The sequence below is a fragment of the Maribellus sediminis genome, from assembly GCF_011799805.1.
Classification (GTDB): Bacteria; Bacteroidota; Bacteroidia; order Bacteroidales; family Prolixibacteraceae; genus Draconibacterium; species Draconibacterium sediminis_A.
Map to the genome: position 1 here is coordinate 1,758,516 of NZ_WXUB01000001.1, position 21,086 is coordinate 1,779,601.

Annotated in this window: 16 protein-coding genes; 1 reads left to right on the forward strand and 15 read right to left on the reverse strand. The window is 40.8% G+C overall.

Features of this window, described 5'->3' with window-relative positions; all coding sequences use genetic code 11:
• Positions 1 to 55 precede the first annotated feature (55 nt).
• From HFD85_RS06770 to HFD85_RS06780, 3 genes are read right to left on the reverse strand one after another with little or no spacing between them, the layout of a single operon-like run.
• Positions 56 to 469 (reverse strand): threonyl-tRNA synthetase editing domain-containing protein, encoded by a 414-nt coding sequence (locus HFD85_RS06770; protein ID WP_167606551.1) that lies wholly within the window; start codon positions 467 to 469, stop codon positions 56 to 58.
• Between the two features lie 48 nt (positions 470 to 517).
• Positions 518 to 991, reverse strand: a complete 474-nt coding sequence (locus HFD85_RS06775) for a heme-binding domain-containing protein (protein WP_167606554.1) — start codon at positions 989 to 991, stop codon at positions 518 to 520.
• A 1-nt stretch (position 992) separates the two neighbouring features.
• Positions 993 to 1,385 (reverse strand): heme-binding domain-containing protein, encoded by a 393-nt coding sequence (locus tag HFD85_RS06780; protein WP_167606557.1) that lies wholly within the window; start codon positions 1,383 to 1,385, stop codon positions 993 to 995.
• Between the two features lie 132 nt (positions 1,386 to 1,517).
• On the opposite strand from HFD85_RS06780, the gene HFD85_RS06785 reads away from it, so the two are divergent.
• Positions 1,518 to 3,704: a T9SS type A sorting domain-containing protein gene (locus HFD85_RS06785; protein ID WP_167606560.1), complete on the forward strand. Its 2,187-nt coding sequence runs from the start codon at positions 1,518 to 1,520 to the stop codon at positions 3,702 to 3,704.
• On the opposite strand, the gene HFD85_RS06790 is transcribed toward HFD85_RS06785, so the two are convergent.
• From HFD85_RS06790 to HFD85_RS06845, 12 genes are all read right to left on the reverse strand, one after another.
• Positions 3,701 to 5,368 carry a mechanosensitive ion channel family protein gene (locus tag HFD85_RS06790; RefSeq protein ID WP_167606563.1) on the reverse strand — a complete coding sequence of 556 codons (1,668 nt, stop codon included), beginning with the start codon at positions 5,366 to 5,368 and terminating at the stop codon, positions 3,701 to 3,703. The two genes, HFD85_RS06785 and HFD85_RS06790, sit on opposite strands and share 4 nt — an antisense overlap.
• 161 nt (positions 5,369 to 5,529) lie before the next feature.
• A complete protein-coding gene (locus tag HFD85_RS06795; RefSeq protein WP_167606566.1) occupies positions 5,530 to 6,927 on the reverse strand; it encodes a redoxin domain-containing protein in 1,398 nt (465 codons plus the stop codon).
• Positions 6,924 to 8,045: a glycosyltransferase family 4 protein gene (locus HFD85_RS06800; RefSeq protein WP_167606569.1), complete on the reverse strand. Its 1,122-nt coding sequence runs from the start codon at positions 8,043 to 8,045 to the stop codon at positions 6,924 to 6,926. Before HFD85_RS06800 ends, HFD85_RS06795 begins: the two co-directional genes overlap by 4 nt.
• 142 nt (positions 8,046 to 8,187) lie before the next feature.
• The gene (locus HFD85_RS06805) at positions 8,188 to 9,225 is read right to left on the reverse strand and encodes a DUF4097 family beta strand repeat-containing protein (protein ID WP_167606572.1); all 1,038 of its coding nucleotides are present in this window, start codon (positions 9,223 to 9,225) and stop codon (positions 8,188 to 8,190) included.
• Positions 9,212 to 9,796, reverse strand: a complete 585-nt coding sequence (locus tag HFD85_RS06810; protein WP_167606575.1) for a hypothetical protein — start codon at positions 9,794 to 9,796, stop codon at positions 9,212 to 9,214. Before HFD85_RS06810 ends, HFD85_RS06805 begins: the two co-directional genes overlap by 14 nt.
• 7 nt (positions 9,797 to 9,803) lie before the next feature.
• The gene (locus tag HFD85_RS06815; protein ID WP_167606578.1) at positions 9,804 to 10,358 is read right to left on the reverse strand and encodes an RNA polymerase sigma factor; all 555 of its coding nucleotides are present in this window, start codon (positions 10,356 to 10,358) and stop codon (positions 9,804 to 9,806) included.
• Positions 10,359 to 10,596: 238 nt separating this feature from the next.
• Positions 10,597 to 11,289 carry a hypothetical protein gene (locus HFD85_RS06820; RefSeq protein WP_167606581.1) on the reverse strand — a complete coding sequence of 231 codons (693 nt, stop codon included), beginning with the start codon at positions 11,287 to 11,289 and terminating at the stop codon, positions 10,597 to 10,599.
• A gap of 180 nt (positions 11,290 to 11,469) precedes the next feature.
• Positions 11,470 to 13,326, reverse strand: coding sequence for a transcription termination factor Rho (gene rho / locus HFD85_RS06825; protein WP_167606584.1), 1,857 nt, complete (start codon positions 13,324 to 13,326; stop codon positions 11,470 to 11,472).
• Positions 13,327 to 13,656: 330 nt separating this feature from the next.
• Positions 13,657 to 14,250, reverse strand: coding sequence for a class I SAM-dependent methyltransferase (locus tag HFD85_RS06830; RefSeq protein WP_167606587.1), 594 nt, complete (start codon positions 14,248 to 14,250; stop codon positions 13,657 to 13,659).
• 119 nt (positions 14,251 to 14,369) lie between these two features.
• Positions 14,370 to 15,329: a hypothetical protein gene (locus HFD85_RS06835; RefSeq protein WP_167606590.1), complete on the reverse strand. Its 960-nt coding sequence runs from the start codon at positions 15,327 to 15,329 to the stop codon at positions 14,370 to 14,372.
• Between the two features lie 484 nt (positions 15,330 to 15,813).
• Positions 15,814 to 18,105 carry a multiheme c-type cytochrome gene (locus tag HFD85_RS06840; protein ID WP_167606593.1) on the reverse strand — a complete coding sequence of 764 codons (2,292 nt, stop codon included), beginning with the start codon at positions 18,103 to 18,105 and terminating at the stop codon, positions 15,814 to 15,816.
• 254 nt (positions 18,106 to 18,359) lie between these two features.
• Positions 18,360 to 21,086 (reverse strand): T9SS type A sorting domain-containing protein (locus HFD85_RS06845; RefSeq protein ID WP_167606595.1); only part of this gene is annotated, 2,727 nt, incomplete at its 5' end.

The window sequence follows — 21,086 nt, forward strand, 5'->3', positions numbered from 1 at the left end:
GGTATCAAATACCTGTAAAATTAATGTCAGCTGGCCTTTGCAAAAATTGACTTACTTACAAAGTTGCCCAAATTCGGGCCAGCGAATAACCCGGTGCCTTAATGTTCAGATCGAGAAAATAACCAAAGGGCGTTTGCGCGGTTTCGAATTCGGCATTTTGAAGGCGTTCTTCAGCCAGATCAAATAATTCTTTGGTAAATTCTACAGAGGCTTTCGAATCGGAAAGGTGCGCAAATGAATGCAGGATTACCCGTTTGCAGTTATTTTTACGTGCTGTCCACTTCAGGTGATTCACCAGCTTTTTTTCGCGGCTTTTAACATCCTTTTCTTCGTCGCTTTCTTCCACCTGAATAAAGGCAAGAATGGCATCGTTAAATGTCGCTCCTTCTGTGATGTCTTCAGCCGACTCGAGGTTTTTAACCTGAGGAGTGTAGCCAAACTCATCAACATACATAACCAGCACCTTCATTCTGCTTTTTGCATGCAAAGATAGGAGAATAACTGTGTTTGAAGAAAGCTATTCGGAAATACTGTTTTTAAGTAACTCTTCACCCAGTTCGGTGGTCCATTTTTCGATAGCGGCAATTTGCTCGTCGCTCAACCGGGCCTTGGGGTGCATTAATTTATATGATTTCAATGGCATGGCTTTGCGCTTAGTTTCCCGCGCAATTTCGTCAAGGGTGGTGATTTTATCGAAAATATCCATTTCTCCCCATTCCGAGAAATTCAGTTCGTGCTTGCCATCTTGAATATGATCATCTACCATCCAGGAAACAGGAGCTACACGGTCGTAGAAGGGGTAACGCGTGTTATTTGAATGACAATCGAAGCACGATTCTTTTAGAATAACCGCAATGTTTTCAGGCACCTGGTGTTGCCGTAAAATATCATTGTCGGTAATCTGTCCCTGGTTTTTTTCGGGTTGAAAAAACTGGAGAACAACAAAACCGACAATGAGGATTATAAAAACTATACGCAGTATTTTACGCATTTTACATTCCTTTAACCAATTTTTCTGCTTCTGCTTTAGCCCAGTCCATCAGTAGTTTTTTCTCGGCGTCGGTGAGCTTTTTGTCAGGATAGTGATCCAGGAATTTTTTAGGTGGCATTTCGTTTTCGTTCAACACATCGCCAATTTTTTTGTAAGCGCTCACTTTCTTAAGATTTGTCAGCGTGTCAAAAGTTTTAAAATCGAGATCTTCCTTGGCTTTGTCGTTTTTCGAGTCGGTATTGTGACAGCCAAAACATTTGTTTTGAACCACAGCTTTTACTTCCTCCGACATCTGCGCAGGCGAATAATACGTGCTTTTTTCGGTATCGCTTGCTGCAGCTGATAATGTAAATAAGCCCAGAAACAACAAGTTCAGTGTGATCTTCGTTTTCATAAGAATTAAATTAAGTTTTTAACTGTTTCACATAATAACATTCAAACCTTTAAATTGTTGAAATGTTTGTATGAATAATGTCGAAGCAGATATTTTGTGTATTTTTCTAACGATTTTAAAACTGAACAACTAATGTTGAAAGTTATCCGCTGCATAATTAGTGTAGCTTTCATTTTCGCCACATCTGTTTTTTCTGTGATGAGCCAGGTTTCCGAAGGTGGATTCCCGCTGGAAATTAATATGTTTAAAAGTGCAAATCGTCAGGCGATACAATTGTCGGTGGTGGCTAAAAGTGTCATCGCACAGGCCATCGATCAGAACAGTAATACAGAAGCAGGACTTAAGCCGTTTAAGTTTGCCATTCCTATTCATGTTAATCTGAATCCCGAAAATTCGGGACAGTGGTTTACCGGGAATGGGGGGTATAATATTTGGCGCCTGACCTTGTCTTCTGAAAATGCCAAATCGTTAAACCTGATTTTTAATGAATTTAAACTCAGCATAGGCGCTCGTTTATTTATTTATAATGAAAAAGAAAATCATTATTTAGGTGCTTTTACTTCTGCCAACAATAAGGCTGGAGGTAAATTTGCAGTGTCGCCTGTTCGAGGCGAGGAAATTACTATTCAATATGAAGTTCCGGTAAGGCTGGGTACTCCAAACGATTTTGAAATTGTACGGGTGAATCACGATTTTATCGGTATTCTGAAATCAGACCGCCGTCCGTTAGGGCGACCTGCCGGTGATTGTAATGTTGACGTAAATTGTGCCATTGGTGACGATTATACTACGCTTAAAAATGCTGTTTGCCGCCTGATTGTTGATGGCGACGAATTGTGTTCGGGTACGCTGGTGAACAATACCGCTGAAGACGGCAAACCTTATATTCTTTCGGCTGCCCACTGTTACGATCGGTGGGAATATGCACAAACCACGGTGTATGTATTTAATTACGAAAGTCCTTACTGCGCACCGCTCGATGGCGATCCGTCGCATTCGGTTTCGGGAGCAGTTATGCTAGCCCGGCACGACAGCCTGGATTTTGCCTTGGCCGAAATGTCTCTGATTCCGCCGCCGGAATACCGGCCTTATTATGCAGGTTGGAATCACTCGGGTGATTTGCCTGATTCTACGGTAAGTATTCATCATCCGTATGGCGACGTAAAAAAAATAGCTTTTGATGATGACCCTCCGGTAAAATCGAATTTTGGAACCAACAGCCAATACATCAAAAATGCATTTCTCAACATAAAAGCGTGGGATGATGGCGTAACTGAAATTGGTTCGTCGGGTGGCGGTTTATTCAATACAAAAGGTGAATTAGTTGGAACTTTGACCGGAGGTGTTGCTGCCTGCGGAAGTCCTTTTAACGATTATTTCGCCAGTTTGGCGGTTTACTGGGATTACCGTTCCGATACCACAAAACAGGTAAAACATTGGCTTGATCCGTTGAATCTTGGCGTTTCCAATCTTTCAGGACGGCAATATTACGATGGCGAAAACCTGTGTAAAGCCTTCACAAATTTAGACGACGACGACGAGCATGCCCTTGTTCAGCTTACTACCGGCGGTAATTTCTCGGGCTATTGGGGAGGAACCAACAGCGTTGGTATCGATGAGGTGGTTGAGCGTTTTTCAATTCCCGGCAATGAAAGCCTGATGGGAGTATCGTTTGGTATTGGAAAACTGGAGCTTGCAGGATTTCCAAAAAGTAAGATAGCTGTTAAAGTTTATCATGGGGATAAACTTCCTGAGTCGTTGATATACAGTAAAACTGTAGCGCTGGATAACCTGGTGGAAGATGCCATGAATTATATTGCTTTTGATCAGGACGTTCAGCCAAACGGGCCTTTTTTTGTTGGTTTTGACATGAGCGATGTTCAAACGCAGGATACTGTAGTAATCTATCAGTCGTTGCGAAATACTGCGAAGGAAAACCACTTCTACTACAAATTAAATGGCGATTGGACCGACTTTAACAGCAACGACGCAGGATCGATGGTAAATGTGATGGAACTGGTAGCCTGTAATTACGATGACAGTATAAATGATATGCCGGTGGTTGATACCCCTGCTTATGTCAGGGTTTTTCCAAATCCAACGCAATCGGAATTAACCATTGAGTCGGATCAGGAGATTACGGTTGAAACCATTTCTGTGTTTAATCTGCTTGGGCAGGAAGTCAAGGTTCCGTTGTTGAGCGTGCACGACTACCAGGTTAAACTTAATATGGCCGGAAATACACCCGGAATTTATGTGGTTCGGTTTAATTACAACGATTCTTTTGTAACGCGAAAATTTTCGCTGGTGCCTTACTAAGCTTTCTTTTTGCCGGGCTGAGTCACCTTATCAATGATATCCGTTACCGGGTTTTTGGGCGGCTCTGTTGGCGCTGATCCGGGAATAGTTGAAGCATTCCCATCGCGCATGGCCGTGTAATGCGGCGACATAATTTCAACGCCGGCTTTATTGAATTCATCCAATATGCTTTTATGAATATCGGAATAGAACTGCATCATTTTTCCGGGTTGTTTCGTGTAAACGTTCAATTCATATTCGATATAGAAATCGCTCAGGCTTTTCTGCAACACAAACGGTTTGAAGTCACGACTCAGGTTTGGAGTGTTTTTGGCCGCCTTTATCAGTAAATCATTAACCACCGTATAGGGCACATCATAGCCAATAGTTACTGTGGTATGTAAAATAATACCCAGATTGCTGGCATTTTTCGAATAATTCCATAAATGCGTATTGATGATTGTTGAATTCGGAATGGTAACGTCTTCATTTTTTAATGTTTTCAGTCGTGTTACCAGCAGGTTCTTTTCCATAACATCCCCAACAGTTTCTCCAATTTTTACCCGGTCGCCGATTTGAAACGGCCGCATGTAAGTGATTACAATGCCCGCCACAATGTTGGCTATGGCAGAAGTTGATCCGAGCGAGAAAAGTACGCCTAGGAAAATAGATACACCTTTAAAAGCATCGGATCCGGAGCCCGGGATGAATGGCCACATGAAAACCAGGGTGAATGCCAGCACAAGTACACGGACTATTTTGTAAGTTGGTTTAGCCCATTCCTGGTGGAAGCCTTTAACCTTTAATTTTCCCGTTTCAATTTCCTGGGATACATATGAAATAACTCGGAGTAAATATTTGGCAATGAAATAAATGAAAATGATGTAAATGAGTTTTTGACTGATAAAAACCCAAAGTCCATTCAGTATTTGCTTTATCGGTACCGATATAAAGCCATAAAAGTCACTTACCAAACCTTTGGTCCAGGGAAGGAATCCAAACAATAAAGGCAGGTAAAGAAACAGGATCAATACCCATATTGCGACTTTTACCACTTTCAGTAAAAAGGAAACAAAATACTCGGGTCCGCGAGGTGTGAGGTACCGAAGGTAGGAGGTAACCTTTGCATTTATAAGTTTTTGGTAATGAAGTACTTTGTTGTCGATCCATTTAAATAAGCGATTAACCAGGTATAGAATCACAAACAAACCTACAAAGGTGAGTAGCGTATACAAAACGTGCGTTACCCAGTACCAAACACTGCGATTTCGGATGTCGTTTTTAAATGCTGTTTCCAAAATTTGCCGGTATTCTCTGATAAGTTCGTAGCGGGTTTGGTTAACAAGTATTGCATCCTGATCACTCAAACTCAATATTGGCATGTCTCTGTAAGTCAGCATAGAGTACAGTTTCACATCAATAATATTGAATGAATCCGTCAGCATCAGGTTTTCCTTGTAAATTTGGGCAAGCCGCTTATTTACTAATTCGGCTCGCTCTACAGGAGAAATAGGGCCCAGATTGGCTTTGAGCACAAAAAGTGTATCCTGGTTGAAAATGACATAACCGTAATCTTTAGGATTGCTTACTACACTGTGTTCAATGTCGCTGGTTGTTGAGGTGGTGTCCTGGGCTCTTAATTGCAAGCCAAAAATGAGGAACAAGAGGATTAAGTGGATCTTCATTGATTTAGCAGCTTAATTTCTTACTAAGGTACAAAAGGAAATACTGAGTGTTGCAAACAGACTTTAATTTTTATGCCATCGTCGGGAATCATTAAAGTTCGTTACTACATCTCAAGAATAATCAACAGATAAAGAATTATGATGTTCGAAATGAACTGAAATTATTTCAAACGTTCTTCCATCAGTGATTCCAGTTGTTCAACATCCAAGCGTTTTGCAATAATCTTTTTATCGCGATCGAGCACAAAAACACCGGGAGTTTTTCGGCCATCGTAATGAATCTTGAATCGGGTAGTATGATCTTTGTCCCATACGTTTATCCAGTCCCACATGTTGTGCTTTGCTAAAAACTCAGTCCATTCCTCTTTGTTGTCCATCGAGTAGATTGCGAAAACTTCAAGTCCTTCGTCCTTGTACTTCTGATATACTTCTTTGTAAAGTTCGGGTACAAATACTTTACAGTGCCCGCAATTAGGTTCATAGATGAGGACTACGGTAATTTCGGCATCAACCTGGTGCAGGCTGACATATTCACCATCGTAAGTTTCCATCATCAAATCAGCACCGGTTTTCCCAATCAGGTTATCTTTATAAAAAAGCACATTCTCGCGAATGGTTTCGAGTGAAGCTTCAGTCGCCCAAAATGCTTTTCCGTTGAGGTAATAATCCTCGGCCAGATCGACAAACAAGGCATCCATCCCCAGGATGTTGCTGTTTATGCTGGCATTTATAAAGTATGAGGTGGTAAACTGGAATATGCGCGGATTCCTTTCCACATCATCAAGAAAACTGTAAACATATGGTTTTACCGAGTCGTAAGCCGGATAAAGCACCTTGTTGAACCAGGTATCCAGTTTCGGTTTGTAAAATGGGGTGTATAGCATCCGCTCGTCGGTGTAATCGAAATTATCCCAGAAATGTTCGCGCTGGTAGTTGAACCGGGCCATTAGTAATAGCGAATCGTTTTGTTGTACTTCTATTGGAAGTGTACTGATGTCGAGCACAGGCACTTCGTTCGCAACCAAAAATTTGTATAAAAATGAACCGGGTAGTTCATGATTGATCTTGTCCCAGTAGGCTTTCATTTCATCATTCAGTCCTGCTTGTTGTACGCTTATGGCTTCTCTTTCCTGGTCAGAAGCTGCACTTTTTAACTGCCGGTTCAGTTCCTGGCTTTTGGCCTTGAGCTTATTAAAGAAAACCAGGTAATCAACAAAGGCCTCGCTTTCTTTCGATCCGTCGATTTTCATTTTCGAGGCATCGATGCCGTTATTATAAAGATGGAATTGCTGATCGGCACCAATCAGTACATCAAAATGCTTACTTTGGTCGATCAGAATTTTGTAAAGACCTTGTGGCAATAAGCTATCGCCTTGAAAAGTGCCAATCCCTTTTTCGTTGAGGAGAACAGTATCACGCGCATAAATTTTGTCCAGGAAATGATAGGCCAACTTTACCTCCTGATTGGCTGCGTTTGGTAATTCAACTTCAATTTTATAACCTTGTCCAAACCCGAATTTGGCAACAATTAACAATACAAGAAACACCAGTTTCCTCATAGTTCTTCAATTATTTTTAGGAGTTTGTCACCGTTGAAATCGTTGGTGAATTCCACTAATTTCTGTTTTCTTTCACTTATCTGTTCAGTAGTAAACTCGTCTGTCGAGATTTTGTTTATGGCTGCTATGAATTCTTCAGCGGAATCTGCCAGTTCGCACAAATCCTCGAGTCCTGTATTGTTCACCATGGTAGGATTGGCAATTACGTAACGCGATGAAAACAGGGAGGTTAGCAGTTTTAATTTCAAGCCGGTTCCCTGAAAAGTTGGTAAAACACAAGCCTGTGCATTTTGCATCAAATTGTTCATTTCCTCCTCTGAAGGATTGCTTTGCAGTGTTACGTTTGGCAGTTTGGATATTTTCTCCGGCAACTTTTTCCCGGGAGTTTTTCCGGCAACAATTAGTTGGGCCTCCAACCTGTTAAATACCTGATCGATCAGGAAATGTACCGCCATTTCGTTTTCTTCCACCGAAAGATTTCCATGGTATAAAAAGTAGGTACCTTCTCCTGGCTTTGATTTTAATTCATAAAAAGGATGAAATGCAGGAATGTACCCAACATTTTCATATTGTTTAGAAAAGTATTTAAAGTCGTTTGGCGAAATACTCAGAATCGCATTCGCGTGTTGCAAAACCGGTTCATAACGTTTTAGCTTCCGGCTTTCAAACGCATAATAAGTTTTGGTGAAAAGGTTCTTCGAAGCTTTCTGTAACCCGCTGTAGTAGTCATGTTCGATGTTATGTGTTCGAACGATCTTCTTTCGGTTTTTAAGTTCCGGAGCATCTAAAAAAGCACAGGAATGTAAACCTTCAAACAGTATCGGAAAATCATTTGCCTTCAGGTTTTTTAGAAGCTGTTGGTGTTTTCGCGTAACAACAATGTAGGGAAGGGGTGAGAATAAAAATTTCAGTCCTTTATTTCTAGGGTAATAAACTACGCTTTTGCAATAATTTTCCAGTTCGGGCTGTTCGCTTTTATTGTATTCAAAACAATGCAGAATTACAGCGATCCCTTTTTCCTTCAGCGTTTTCAACTTGTAAAATATGTCGATACTTCCGCCATAATTGGCCGGGTAAGGAATATCGAAGGCAACCATATTTATGACTGTTTCAGGCATGGTAACAAATGTAATGAAACCCAAATTTACAAACGACTAATCCGAACCGAAATTATGTTTGAAAGTCACCTGCTTGTCAAGCGGGCAATAAAAAACCGCTCCATAAAGATGGAACGGTTCACTGTATTTTAGAATTTATCAGTTAGTCTTTCAACTTAATCTCGCCATACTGGCTTTTAATGTTGACTTTTCCACCGTTTCCGCTGCCTACTTTTCCGGTAAGTTGGTAGGTGTTGTTTTCTTTAATGCGGTCGCCGGTAAAACTATCTTCAGGATACGAAATGCCACAGTAACGGCAGTTTGCATCTACATCGTAGCTGGCATCGTCGAGGCCAAGCGAAATTTGTCCGTAGCTGTTGGTAATGGTAATGAATTCGAATCCTTCATTCACCTGGCCAACCTGTACACCGCCGTAGCCTGATTCAATACGAAGACTTTTTGCCAGCTCGCCTATTTTCATGTTACTGTATTTGGTGTTGGCAGTAACCGAATTTACTTCCTCGAAACTGAGTTTGTCGTATTTCGATTCGATTTGCAGATCGCCGGCTTCTTCTACTTCAATCGTTGAGTATTTCGACTCCAGGTCAAGTGCTTTTATTTCCTCGATGGTTAACGGAGAGTAGCCAACTTCTGCTACTAGGAACGAAGCCTCTCCGATGGTCCCGTTTCCGTATTTCAAGTCAAGTTTCAGGTCGCCACTTTCGGGAGTCTTTAACTCGTTTGCAGTGAAGTTGCCATATTTTATATCGAAGTTTCCATTACCGGTGAGACTGTTTACAACGGTATTTCCATACTTGTTCTCGATCGTCAGGTTTTTATCCGAAGGAATATTTACGATGTAATCGATACTGAATTTTTTCTGACTTTTGAAATTGTTTTCAATTTCGGTAACTGCTTTTACGGTAGAGCCGCTTTTGCTGAAATTCACTTCAATCATATCCAGCAGTTCTTCTGCTTTTTTTTCGTTGGCGGCTTCAACCGTAATTTTAACATCGATGGTTACTTCGGAGCCACCATCATTGTTGACGCGAACTTCACCAAACTTATTCGAGATCTCGAGCGAAGATACTTCGCTAACAGGCCAGCTTTCGTTGTATTCCTTTGTTTTCTCTTCTGCACTGACAGCGGTGGTTAGAATGCTGATTACAAAGAGTGCAGCAATTAATTTAAATGCTTTCATTGTGGTTATTTTTTTGTTGTTTTACTTCTTCCAGTTTATTTACGATCATAGTTATAAGGCTGAGTTTTGTCTGGTAGAACTCCAGCATGGCATTGATTACCCGTTCGTCGTTGGGATTTGCAGCCAGGTCGCTCTGCAGGTTTTTATACAGCCTTTCAAATTCTTTAAGTTCGTCCTGCATCATGGCTTCTTCGTCTTCCGTGATCATTCCTTCGGCGCTTAATGCATTCCATTGCTCCAATCCTGTATTTATCGAGGTAGTATAGTAAAATTCCACTTCCTGGTATTCCGGTGAAACAGAAGCCAAAGTAACAGCCTTGCTTTTGTTGGCATTCAGGATCAAGCCCTGAGAATCAGGCGAGAAATAGATAAAAGCCTGGTTGGTGGCTAAGAACGCGAATACAACTACTGCGGCTACTTTTAAAACCAGATTCAAGGATACTTTTCTTGTTCTGTTTTTTGCCTTCAATTTAGCTTCAAATCTCTCGAAATGACCTTCAAAAGGTTCATTGTCGTTCAAAGCATCCAGGTTATTGGCAATCAATTCTTCTATGTAATCTTTTTCTTTCATCGTCTTTTTAATTGTAAGAGAATACTTCTTTTCCTTTCAGCATATCTCTGAGTTTATTTTTGGCTCGTAACAGCTGGGTTCGTGAGGCAGAATTCGATATATTCAGAATCTGACTGATCTCTTCGTGATCGTAACCTTCGATGAGGTAGAGACTGAGAACTACACGATAGCCATCAGAAAGGTTTTGTATGGCTGCTTTCAGTACCTCGGCATTTATTTCATGCGTCGGCATCTGATAATCTTCAATTTGTGTAGTACGTTCGTCGATTTCCTCGAGCTGTACTTTCCTTTTTTTTAAATAATCCAAAGAGCGGTTTACAACTATCTTTTTCAACCAGGCGCCAAAACTCACTTCGCCTTTGTACGTGTTCATTTTCTTAAAAGCACTCAGAAAAGCTTCTTGCATCACATCTTCTGCCTCCATGGCATCGTTCACTATCCGAAGGCTTACACTGTACATCGCTTTATAATAAAGTTTATACATTTGAAACTGAGCCTTTTCATCCCCCTCACGGCACCGGTCGATAATGTCCTGATGTATGTTTTTGTAAAGCTTATTCACTGCTTGTTTTTCTGAATGAATGACGAAGGTAATATTTCAATGTTGCATACGTTGCGAAAATATTTTTAGTTTTTTTGAATGAAGGTTGAAATTTGTTGGGATAGACAGTATTACGGGGGACTTGAAACATGGTACGGATTCTACAGAACCAGATATTCTGCAAAAAAAATAGGCTTTTGAAGGGGAGCGTAGATTATACCGCATCAGCGTCTGCGGTGTTAAAAGAAGTATAAAAGTTTTATTGTAAGGAATTGTAATATTCTACCAGCGCCTTCAGTTTATCTTCTTTTCGCTGGTTGACTTTGTTCTTTTTAATGAAGTTAGCAACTTCTTTTGCATGATCAGGAAAGACGTTCTCCAAATCACTTTTACTTTCTATTTTTTGAGCGGCATCCATTCCTATTCGAATATAATAGCTGTCAGTTTTTTCAAGAAACCTGGCCGGTTCGGGTTCCTTATAGGCACCCGGAGGTACAGGTTGACGATATTCAATATTCGGACGGGCATATAAGGTGGCATTTCCTTTCACAACTAATTTGAAAAATCCACGCCGTATTTTTTTTGCGCTAATAAACGGAATGTATTCCATGGTGTAATCACCGAACGTTACTTTTTCGATGATTTCGGGAGCTGCAATCGCAGCAACTTTCCCGTCGGGCGATTGAAATTGCATTTCGTCGTTATAGATATTGTATCGCAACGGAATCTCAACAAATTTCACTTTTGACGAGGTGTATACATCTCCTTTAATAAATTCAGGATTTAAATAGGGCGAACCTTCAATGTCCTTTTCTGAAATCATATTCTTGATCTCGCCGTTTACCATTTTATTGGTACGGAAAAAATCGATGGCCTGGTTGAGCTGGTAATCGCCCTGTGCAAAAGTTGACAGACTACAGGCGAGAAAAAAAAGTAGCGCTATGGTTTTCATGTCGGCATATTAATGGAATTCGTCTAAATTAGAAAAAGCAGACCAAAAATCGAACCATTCAATTCGAATAAAAATTAAAATGCTTATGAAGGTTAAATATTTATGTTAATTACTGGATTTTGACAAAAAAAAAGCAAGCCTCAATTGACTTGCTTTTCATTCTTATCATGGTATTTAATCTTAACCGTCGTTCATCGAAGCCAGAAATTCTTCCGGGCTTGAAGCACGCATCAACCTTGTTTTCATGAATTCCATGGCTTCCAGCGAATTCATATCGCCCAGGTAGTTGCGCAAGATCCACAATTTGTCGAGTACTTCTTTCGAAAGCAGCAAGTCTTCGCGACGTGTACTTGATGTAGGAATATCCACTGATGGGAAAATACGTTTGTTCGAAAGTTTCCTGTCGAGTTGCAATTCCATGTTACCGGTACCTTTAAATTCTTCGAAAATAACTTCATCCATTTTCGAGCCGGTTTCGGTAAGTGCTGTTGAAATAATGGTGAGCGAACCACCTTCTTCGATGTTTCGTGCTGCACCAAAGAAACGTTTTGGTTTGTGTAATGCGTTGGCATCAACACCACCTGAAAGTACTTTACCCGAAGCAGGTTGTACAGTATTGTAAGCACGTGCCAAACGGGTGATTGAGTCGAGCAGGATAACAACATCGTGTCCGCATTCTACCATTCTTTTGGCTTTCTCAAGAACGATATTTGCCACTTTAACGTGTTTTTCAGCCGGTTCATCAAAAGTTGAGGCAATCACCTCAGCATTTACACTCCGCGCCATGTCGGTTACCTCTTCCGGACGTTCATCGATCAAAAGAACGATCATGTAAACTTCAGGGTGATTTGCTGCAATTGCGTTGGCAATCTCTTTTAGTAAAACGGTTTTACCTGTTTTTGGCTGAGCTACGATCAATCCACGCTGACCTTTACCAATTGGTGCAAACATATCCACGATCCTCGTTGAAATATTATCGTGACCGTTGCCGGTTAAAATGAATTTTTCATCAGGGAAAAGTGGCGTAAGGTGGTCGAACGGAACGCGATCGCGAATGTATTCGGGACTACGACCATTAATTTCGAGCACTTTTATCAGCGGGAAATATTTTTCACCTTCTTTTGGCGGACGAACAGTTCCTTTTACGGTGTCACCGGTTTTCAATCCAAATAACTTGATCTGCGACTGAGAAACATAAATATCGTCAGGCGAGTTCAGATAATTGAAATCCGATGAGCGAAGGAAGCCATAACCATCCTGCAGAATTTCCAGAACACCAGTATTGGTAATTATTCCGTCGAACTCGAATTGACGTGTTTTTTGACGGTTGTTCTGATTTTGATTCTGATTATGTTGTTTTTGTTGTCCTTGCTGATTTTGCTGTTGTTGTTGTGGTTGTTGCTGTTGTCCTTCGTGTTGTTTGTTCTCCTGTTTTGGAGTTTCCGGTGCCTTAGCCTGAACTGCTGCTTTTTCCTCTTTTCGCTGAACTTGTTCGCTTTGTGGTTTAACCTGAGGTTTTTGATGCTTTTCAACCGGTTTGTTGGCCTGTTGTTCCTTACTTTCCACCTTTGGTGCCGCAGCTTGTTCTGTTTTTTCGGCAGGCGTTTCAGGTGCTTTTTCTCTGTTAAAACCTTTTATAATGGCTTTAATCTGGTCCTGACGCGATTGCGCATGGTCCTGTGCCTCTGTTTTTTTAGGTTCATTCTTTTTTTGGTCGCCTTTGTTTTTAGGTCCCGAACCAACCTTTTCGCGTTTAACAGTTTCTACACGCTGACGCGGACGTTTTCCTCTGCGAGGCTCTTCCTGCGGTTCTTCCTGTGGCTCGCTCTTTTTTAAACGCCCAAGGATTCCTCCTTTTTGCTCTTTTGATGCAGGTTTGGGGCTTTTCTTTTCGGCCTCCATAACGGCCTGCGTGTCTAATATTTTGTAAATCAAGTCTTGTTTCTTGTAGGAATCAACACGCTTGATATTGAGTTCTTTAGCTATATCCTTGAGCTCAGGAAGTAGCTTTTTGTTTAATTCCAGAATGTCGTACATATGATAAGATTAAATCTTTTTCCCGATTAATAATTGTCTGATAAAAATTTTTGGAACAATTTACGAGGGGAGTGATTTCAACGGAAATCGAGTGCAAGTATAAATAATACTGCTCAGATAACAAAATTCTCTTTCTCTTTTTTCTTCTCCCTTCGCTGTTCAGTCTAAATTTTGTGCTTTTACTAGGTGCTGTATCCCTAAAGATCCGTAAGTAAGTGTTATAAAGTTAACGTAAATATTTTCAAACTATACGTTTATAACGCACAAAAGGTTCATTTATTGAGTCCTTAAACGGCGTGAAATTCAAAATTGCCAATTTAATTGTACGGCTTATTTTTTGCCCACTAAGCTGATTACACTAGCCTTACCTATGTGATAGAGTCCTTCATTTAATTCAGTTTCTGTTTTTATGATCGATAATTCTGATAGTTCTGAAAAATCGAATTGAAGTTCCTCTTTTGAATACAGCATTTCAATATCCCTTGGGCCACCTGATTTATACAGTATCTGTTCTTTGCTGAAAGCTTGAAGTAATATTGTACCACCCGGCTTTAAAAAGGAAAGTAATTTTTGATGATACCCGGTTCTTTTTAAAGCAGGCATATGAGCAAAAATAAGAACCAAACAATCGAAACTTTCCGGTGCAAAATAAACGTTTTCGTATGCTGCAAGTTTATAATCGATGTTTACTTCGTGCAATTTGGCAAGTTGAAGTGCCTTTTTTTTACCTTCAGTACTGGGATCAAAAGCGCTAACATCCCAATTCTTTTGCGCCGCGTACACTGCATTTCTTCCTTCACCTTCAGCCGGAAACAGTATTTTACCCGGTACCAGGTTGGCAAGTTCGTTTACCAAAAACCGGTTGGGTTCTTCTCCGTAGGCATATTCGCTGGCGCTGTAGCGCTGATTCCAGAAATCGTTCATCGATTTTTAGATTACAAACACAGGTAGGAACTTTTGGTTCAGGCAACAAAAGAAAAGACTGCGTTTTGCAGCCTTTTCCTGTCCCCTTATTTACTATCCCCTCGTTGTCCCAACATATTTTAAAAACAGTATTGTACTTTTAGTTCTATCTTATAAAAATTGTAGCCTTCTACGGGTCCAAAATAGTAATAGATTGGGGGCTTCGGAGACATCGGAATCCCTGAATAAATTACTTGTCCATTTGTACCTAATTCATTATACCCGGTAACAAACACTTCGGGTTCAACAAGGGTTGTAAACATCCACTCCTGATCAAAGTTGAATATGATATTTCCTGAATCGAAGCTTAAGTAACCGATGTCTAACCAATTATTTTCCCCAATTTTAGCTACAATCCTTTGGCCATCAATATTCGTAGCATCAAGATAGAATGCTTTGTTCACCATTGTTCCGCAATATGCCGGAAATGGGAAACATCCTCCGCCTATGTTTGGTGTACCGGGCGTATATTCTGTGTAAGTCGCATTACTTTTAGGACTAAATGTATCTCCTTCACTCCAGGTCGATATGCTTTCACCTGTTTGTCGATTACTTGCTTCGACGTGAGCTACAAACAAAACAGGATTACCTTCAGATAAAAGATAATCATCCGCAATTTGATCTTGCGGGATCAGGAAAATGAAATTGTTGAAACCGAAGTTCTTGAACGGAAATCTTCCAGGAGTAGGTTTATTGACCGGATTTGAGGGGACCTCCTCAATATCGGTGCCTACCCAAAGCTGAACTCGGTCGATGTTATAGTTCTGATTACCCAGAAAAAGTACGATAAGGGAGTTATGGTTATACATTACGTCCATCGAACCCACCTCTTCACCTTTATGGAGCAGAGGGAAAGATTGAGTTCCGCCTGTATTTATAATCCCTACCTCCCCACTTTTCAATCCAACAATTTCCTGGTTTAAGTCTGCCGTCACAGCTAGCATTTCTCCTTCGTAGTTTGGTATAAGCTGGTCGCTGTTACAACTCCAGAACACACTACCCACGACTAACATCATCACTGCCAAAATCTTCGCTTTCATTGATTTAATTTTTGTTGTGTTTTTTTCAATTTTTCATTACAGATAAACCTGTTACAGACTTAGCTGATCAATTAAATAGGGGTTGATTAAAATTCGGAAGTTTTACAGTTGATATCGATTTTGTTATCAACCGTTGTCTTTTTGAAGCGTCCTAAATCAAAGACTTATATCCTCGTGTTTATTTATCGCGCCTTAATTGGCGAAGTACATTTCTTAAAATTCAACTCAATATATATCTTTTGCAGATATGACTTTACTTCTTGCCAGCTAAAGTTTTTAACTGATAGGAAGTTACGTCGAAATAGTGATGTTAAAAACGTCGCTGTTTCCTTTGTGTCGTATGATTCAAAATTTTTATTGATTTTGAAAGTGTTGACAATATTTGTTTCGATTTTGACGGGTTCACGCAATAGAAATTTCAAAGTTGAACATAAGAAAGGCGCACAGCTGTGCGCCTTTTGTCTAAATGTAATTAGTACATTATTTATCGATGTACCACTTTTCCTGTTAATACTTCTTCATCAAATTGAATGCGATAAAAAATTAAGTCATCTGAAAGTTTTTCAGCGTTATACGATACCTTGTAACTTTGCCCTGCAAATATCTTTTCATTAAGTACCACATCCAGTTTTTTCCCGGTTACATCAAAAAGCTCAATCAAACAATGTGAATCACTTTTGTTCGTAAACTGGAAATTGAGTATGTTGAAGAACGGATTCGGATAAACATTAACTCCAAATTCTGCATTACCTGAATTTCCAATATGTGCGCTTTTGGTCATATCCGATTCGCACCAGGAATCGCTACCAGAATATTTGTATCCTTCTTTGTTAATTGACTCCAGAGTGAAGCACCATTGTCCGATCGGATTTCTGATTGCACGCGATGTAAATGTCACGAGACCGCTTGCATCGGTTACGCCGCTTACACTGCCTGAGGTTGGCCCGTCAAAAGTGCCGTTTACTGTTGCGTGATCAATGACCACTCCATTCAAATCGGTAACTCGTACGGTAACCGAAATCGATTCTTTACTGCCTTTTAAAATGTTTCGTGTAAATCCGGTTGCCACAACCGAAATTGGAATTAAATCCGGTATGGGAGGAGTTCCAACTTCTTCTTCACACATAACTTCCGGTGCCGATTTTCCGTTAGCAGCCCATAAATCGTATAAGTCTTGGCCCAGTGTATTGGTGTTGTTTTCATCTCTTAAGAATTCAATGAATTCTTTTGAAACAGTTTGATACATCAGTTGGGCTTTTATAAAAGTGGCACCTGCCGGAATGGTATATAGCGTATTGTCGTAATTTTGCCCATCGATATAGGAATAGCCAACAACAGGTGATTGAATAGCTTCCAATGCTGCATTAGTAAAACCTTGTGGTGGAATCCGGTTGTCTTTTATAACTTTATTGTTCAACACAAAGTGAAATGAAGAACCATCTTCTTCGTTGGCTGTTCCGGCGGCTGTTAATACATTGTCATCCATTCCTAACCTGGTTTCATATATTTTAGTTCCTGATGTCTGTAATTCAGCGGTTTCGTAATTATAGGCGCCGGATTCAAAAATTGTATTTCCGCTTGCATTAAGTGCAATGATATTGATCCAGATTCTTCTCCCTTCGGGATAACCTGAAGGTAATTTGTGACCCGTATTATTTGTTATTTTGACAATAGCGTTTTGGGTCCCATCAGAATTATCCGTCACAGTTAAATCCATCGAAGCTGCATTCTGAAGCATATACAATGCCCTTTGTTTCCCGCTTTCCAGGGCAAGGGAATCTACTTCGTCAGGATATAATTGTGCAACAAGGTCGGGAATGAAAGTATTTCCACCAGTCATATCATGCAAGGGCAAATCATCACGAAATATTGTTCCTCTTTTGTTGGCTGCAACGCCACTAACGTCGTGCATGTGGCAATCCTGGCAAGTTGAGACATTGGTTTTGTTTCCTCCGAACGCTTCTGAAGGAACTCCGTCAGGATTGTTTTCGGGATTGAAGTCGCTTATTATCCATTCACTATAAGTCCGTTCTATTGGCAGCATCATATGTGTAGTAAATGCTCCAACGCCTTTGTTTATACCTCCTAAAGTAAAACCACCATTTTCTCCAATTGCCGGACTGCTAACATCGTGGCAGGTTCCGCAAATGTCAGACTCACTGTGAAATGGCGAGTAAAATATTTGATGCTTTGCGGCCGCATCGACGAATGGCCCGCGTTTGGCATTGGCATCGTGTGCTACGTACATCCCGTTTCCTGATTGGGGCGGGATCATGGTGATTCCCGACAGATACTCCTGGTCAGAAAGGTAAGTGTTGTTTGTGTATTCTGTATTCCCTTCGAATGGATTGATTCCGATATCAGAAGGTTTAACCAGTTTATGACAAAAGTCGCACTGAACACCTTCCCGGTCATTGCTGTTTAAAGCGGAGCCATCGGTAGGAGTAGAGCGGCCATTGAGCCATCCGTCAGGCGCATGGCAACGGATACATAAATCGCCTGAGCCCGGAGCATCTTGCTCGGCAATAGTCAAACAGGCGTAAAATAGAGGATCACGTGCAGCTTGCGACATCATACTGCCTCGCCAGTTAAAAGCCGGTTCAATGGTCTTATCGTAGCCTCCGTGGCAATTGTCGCATTTGTCAGGGTGTTCAATATTGCCGGATCCACCCGGTTGGGAGCCCGGCATAAAAAAATCTTCAATAGTAGTTCCAACTGCTGCAATTATCACTATGGAAATGATAATGCCTATGAGTATAAATACAGATTTTTTCATGGTGGTTTGGTTTATTTTGTTTTACTCCTTTGTTTACTATTGACGGTACGGAGTTTAATCGTAAATGTTATTGAAATAAAGGATGTTAGTGAAATTTGGAATAAGTCTTAGTAAGCTTAAGAATGATGATGCTTATGGAGAGATGTGACAGATAAGCGTATTTGGGCCATTAAACCGAAATGGTAATAAACAAAAACCGGCAGAATTGCTTCCGCCGGTCCTATTAAAAACGTTACGACTTAGTTCGCTGTACGTTAATCTTTTTTATAAACCAGTTTACCATTGTAAACCTGATCGCCAAGTTGCATTTTGTAGAAATACATTCCACTAACCTGTGTCTCAGGAATAAATTCGGCATTATAAGTAGTGTTTTCTTCCACTGTGCCATCAAATACGGTTTGTATCCTTTGTCCGGCCATATTGTAAATGTCGATTTTTGCCTGAGCAGCCACCGGCGAAACAAACTCAAAACGCACCTGATCCTTAAATGGATTCGGATACACTTTCAAGCCCGGTTCTAAAACCGACATTGGTTCTAAGGAAGTGGCTATTGTGGCGGATTTGGTTTTGCTCGGTCTTGAAGTAGTGCCAGCAGATGAATCGTCGTTGGCAAGTACTTCGATATAACCTAAAGTCAAATCCTTTTCATTCGTAATTTCATTCTCATCAAGTGAATAATTGCTTGAGAACCAAATACCGCCAGAGCTATTGAAATAGGTGATAGCAATTGAGCCTTCAATCGATTTACTTCCAATCGCTCCATCGGTCATAGTAACATGTAATGGAGAATTTCCTTCTACTCCGACATAAGTATCACCAATTTTTTCAGATAGATTAGCCTTGGCGTCAAAGATTGCTTCCCCGGATGATAATATATCTGCACCACCAAGCTCACCAGTGTAGTTTTCACCAGCACCCATAACTAACAAGTTTATGGCATTTGAAGTGATTTTGTAAAAGTGGAGTTGATTATCCAGAGTGCCGTCTGCCTTATACCAGCTAGTAACAAAAATGGTCATTTTTCCCTGAGGGTTGGTTTTCTTTTTGTTATAGGTAACATAGAAATCGAAATTGGTGTTTTTTCCAACAGCACCTCTAATCTGACCGTTTGAGTTTACATTATCAATTGAGCCCATACCTGCAATAGAGCCACCTGGAACAGGTTTGGAAACCATAACAACAGCGTGTGCTTCCCCTGGATTTGAAGGATCAAAACCATTGGTGTAACCACCGGTAACTTGCACCCAAACTGGAAAAGATTGGTTCTCATAATTTCCAATGTCGAACTGTGCATCTGCACTTGCAACACCAATTGAACCGTCCGTCATTTCAACTAATCCGACAGGTAGGTCTTTAGAGCTTGGAACCACTTTCATGTTTCCGTTGCCATCTTCCATCCAGAATGTAACTTTAGCACCTCTTAAATCTCCGGTTGGATTATTGATGGTATCTTTAAGGACAGTTGCTAGTGTTATAGTCCCTGTACTTGAATTAGGCCCTGTAGTCCATGCTAAAATGGTTCCGGTGTAGAACCCTGCAAGAGAATTATACGGAGTAGCTTCACGAGCGACCACTTCGAATGGAGTTACTTCACCTTCACTTCCATCATAATATGCAGTTGTAGGTGTGAATTTAGCTGTGAGTTCATAGTCTCCCGGCATTTCAATTATTTTGTGAATCAATGTTGCCCTAAGAGTATCAGGATAACCAGCTTCACCTAAAGGTATTGGGAAGGCCGGTGCAGTGCCAACTGAATCTCCATCCAGATAAAAAATTACATTGCCTCCGAACTCACTTGTTGAACAGTTGGATGATACTTCTGCATAGAAGGTAATATCATCCATATATCGGGCTGATTCGGCACTGATTTTGGCCACTGTTGTTGTAGGAACATACACGGTTACTGTGGCAGTTCCTTCTGCCCAATTACCACATTCGTCTGTAACCTTTAAAGTAACTGTGTTTTCTCCTATATCGTTACACGTAAATTCTGTTTTATCCAACTCCATTGCCGGATCAGGATCACAATTATCGGAAGAGCCATTATCTATTTGATCTACTGTGATAGAAACAGTTCCATCCGATCCAATCCAGACATCAATATCTTGTGTAACAACGGTAGGATCAGTTTCATCGCCACCACTAACTGAATATCCTTGGTCTGTAAGGGCATTCCCGCAGACATCCTGAACTTCATATGTATAAGCCACTGTCCAGTTACAATCGTTGCCACTTACTATTGCTGACGATAATATAACAATTACATCGCCTCCACAGTTATCTGAATAATTGAGCGCTACAGTTACAGCATCGAATTCTGCCTCGGCTTCAGTTTGCGTTGGTTGGCAATCATTAATACCAGTTACATCTGAAGGCTCTGATCCTGTTGGAGCAGTTTTATCTCCACCATTATGGACATACGATTGTACCTCCAGCGGATTCAAACATTCATCAAAAACAGTGTAGTAATAAGTTACTGTCCAGTCACAATCGTCTCCGGTTGTTCTGGTGCTGTCGAGAGATGCAGAAACAGCTTGCCCGCAATTATCAGAGTAACCTGTAATTGCGTTTGCTACAGTCCATTCAGGAACTGTGCTTTGCGCATCAGTCATACAGGCATCATATTCCGTAGCATCAGTAAATGGAGTCGTTGTCAGTGATGGAGCGGTCTGGTCGCTTCCATTGTGGACATATGATTGTACCTCCAGCGGATTCAAACATTCATCAAAAACAGTATAGTAATAAGTTACTGTCCAGTCACAATCGTCTCCGGTTGTTCTGGTGCTATCGAGAGATGCAGAAACAGCTTGCCCGCAATTATCAGAGTAACCTGTAATTGCATTTGCTTCAGTCCATTCAGGAACTGTGCTTTGCGCATCAGCCATACAGGCATCATATTCCGTAGCATCAGTAAATGGAGTCGTTGTTAGTGATGGAGCGGTCTGGTCGCTTCCATTGTGGACATATGATTGTACCTCCAG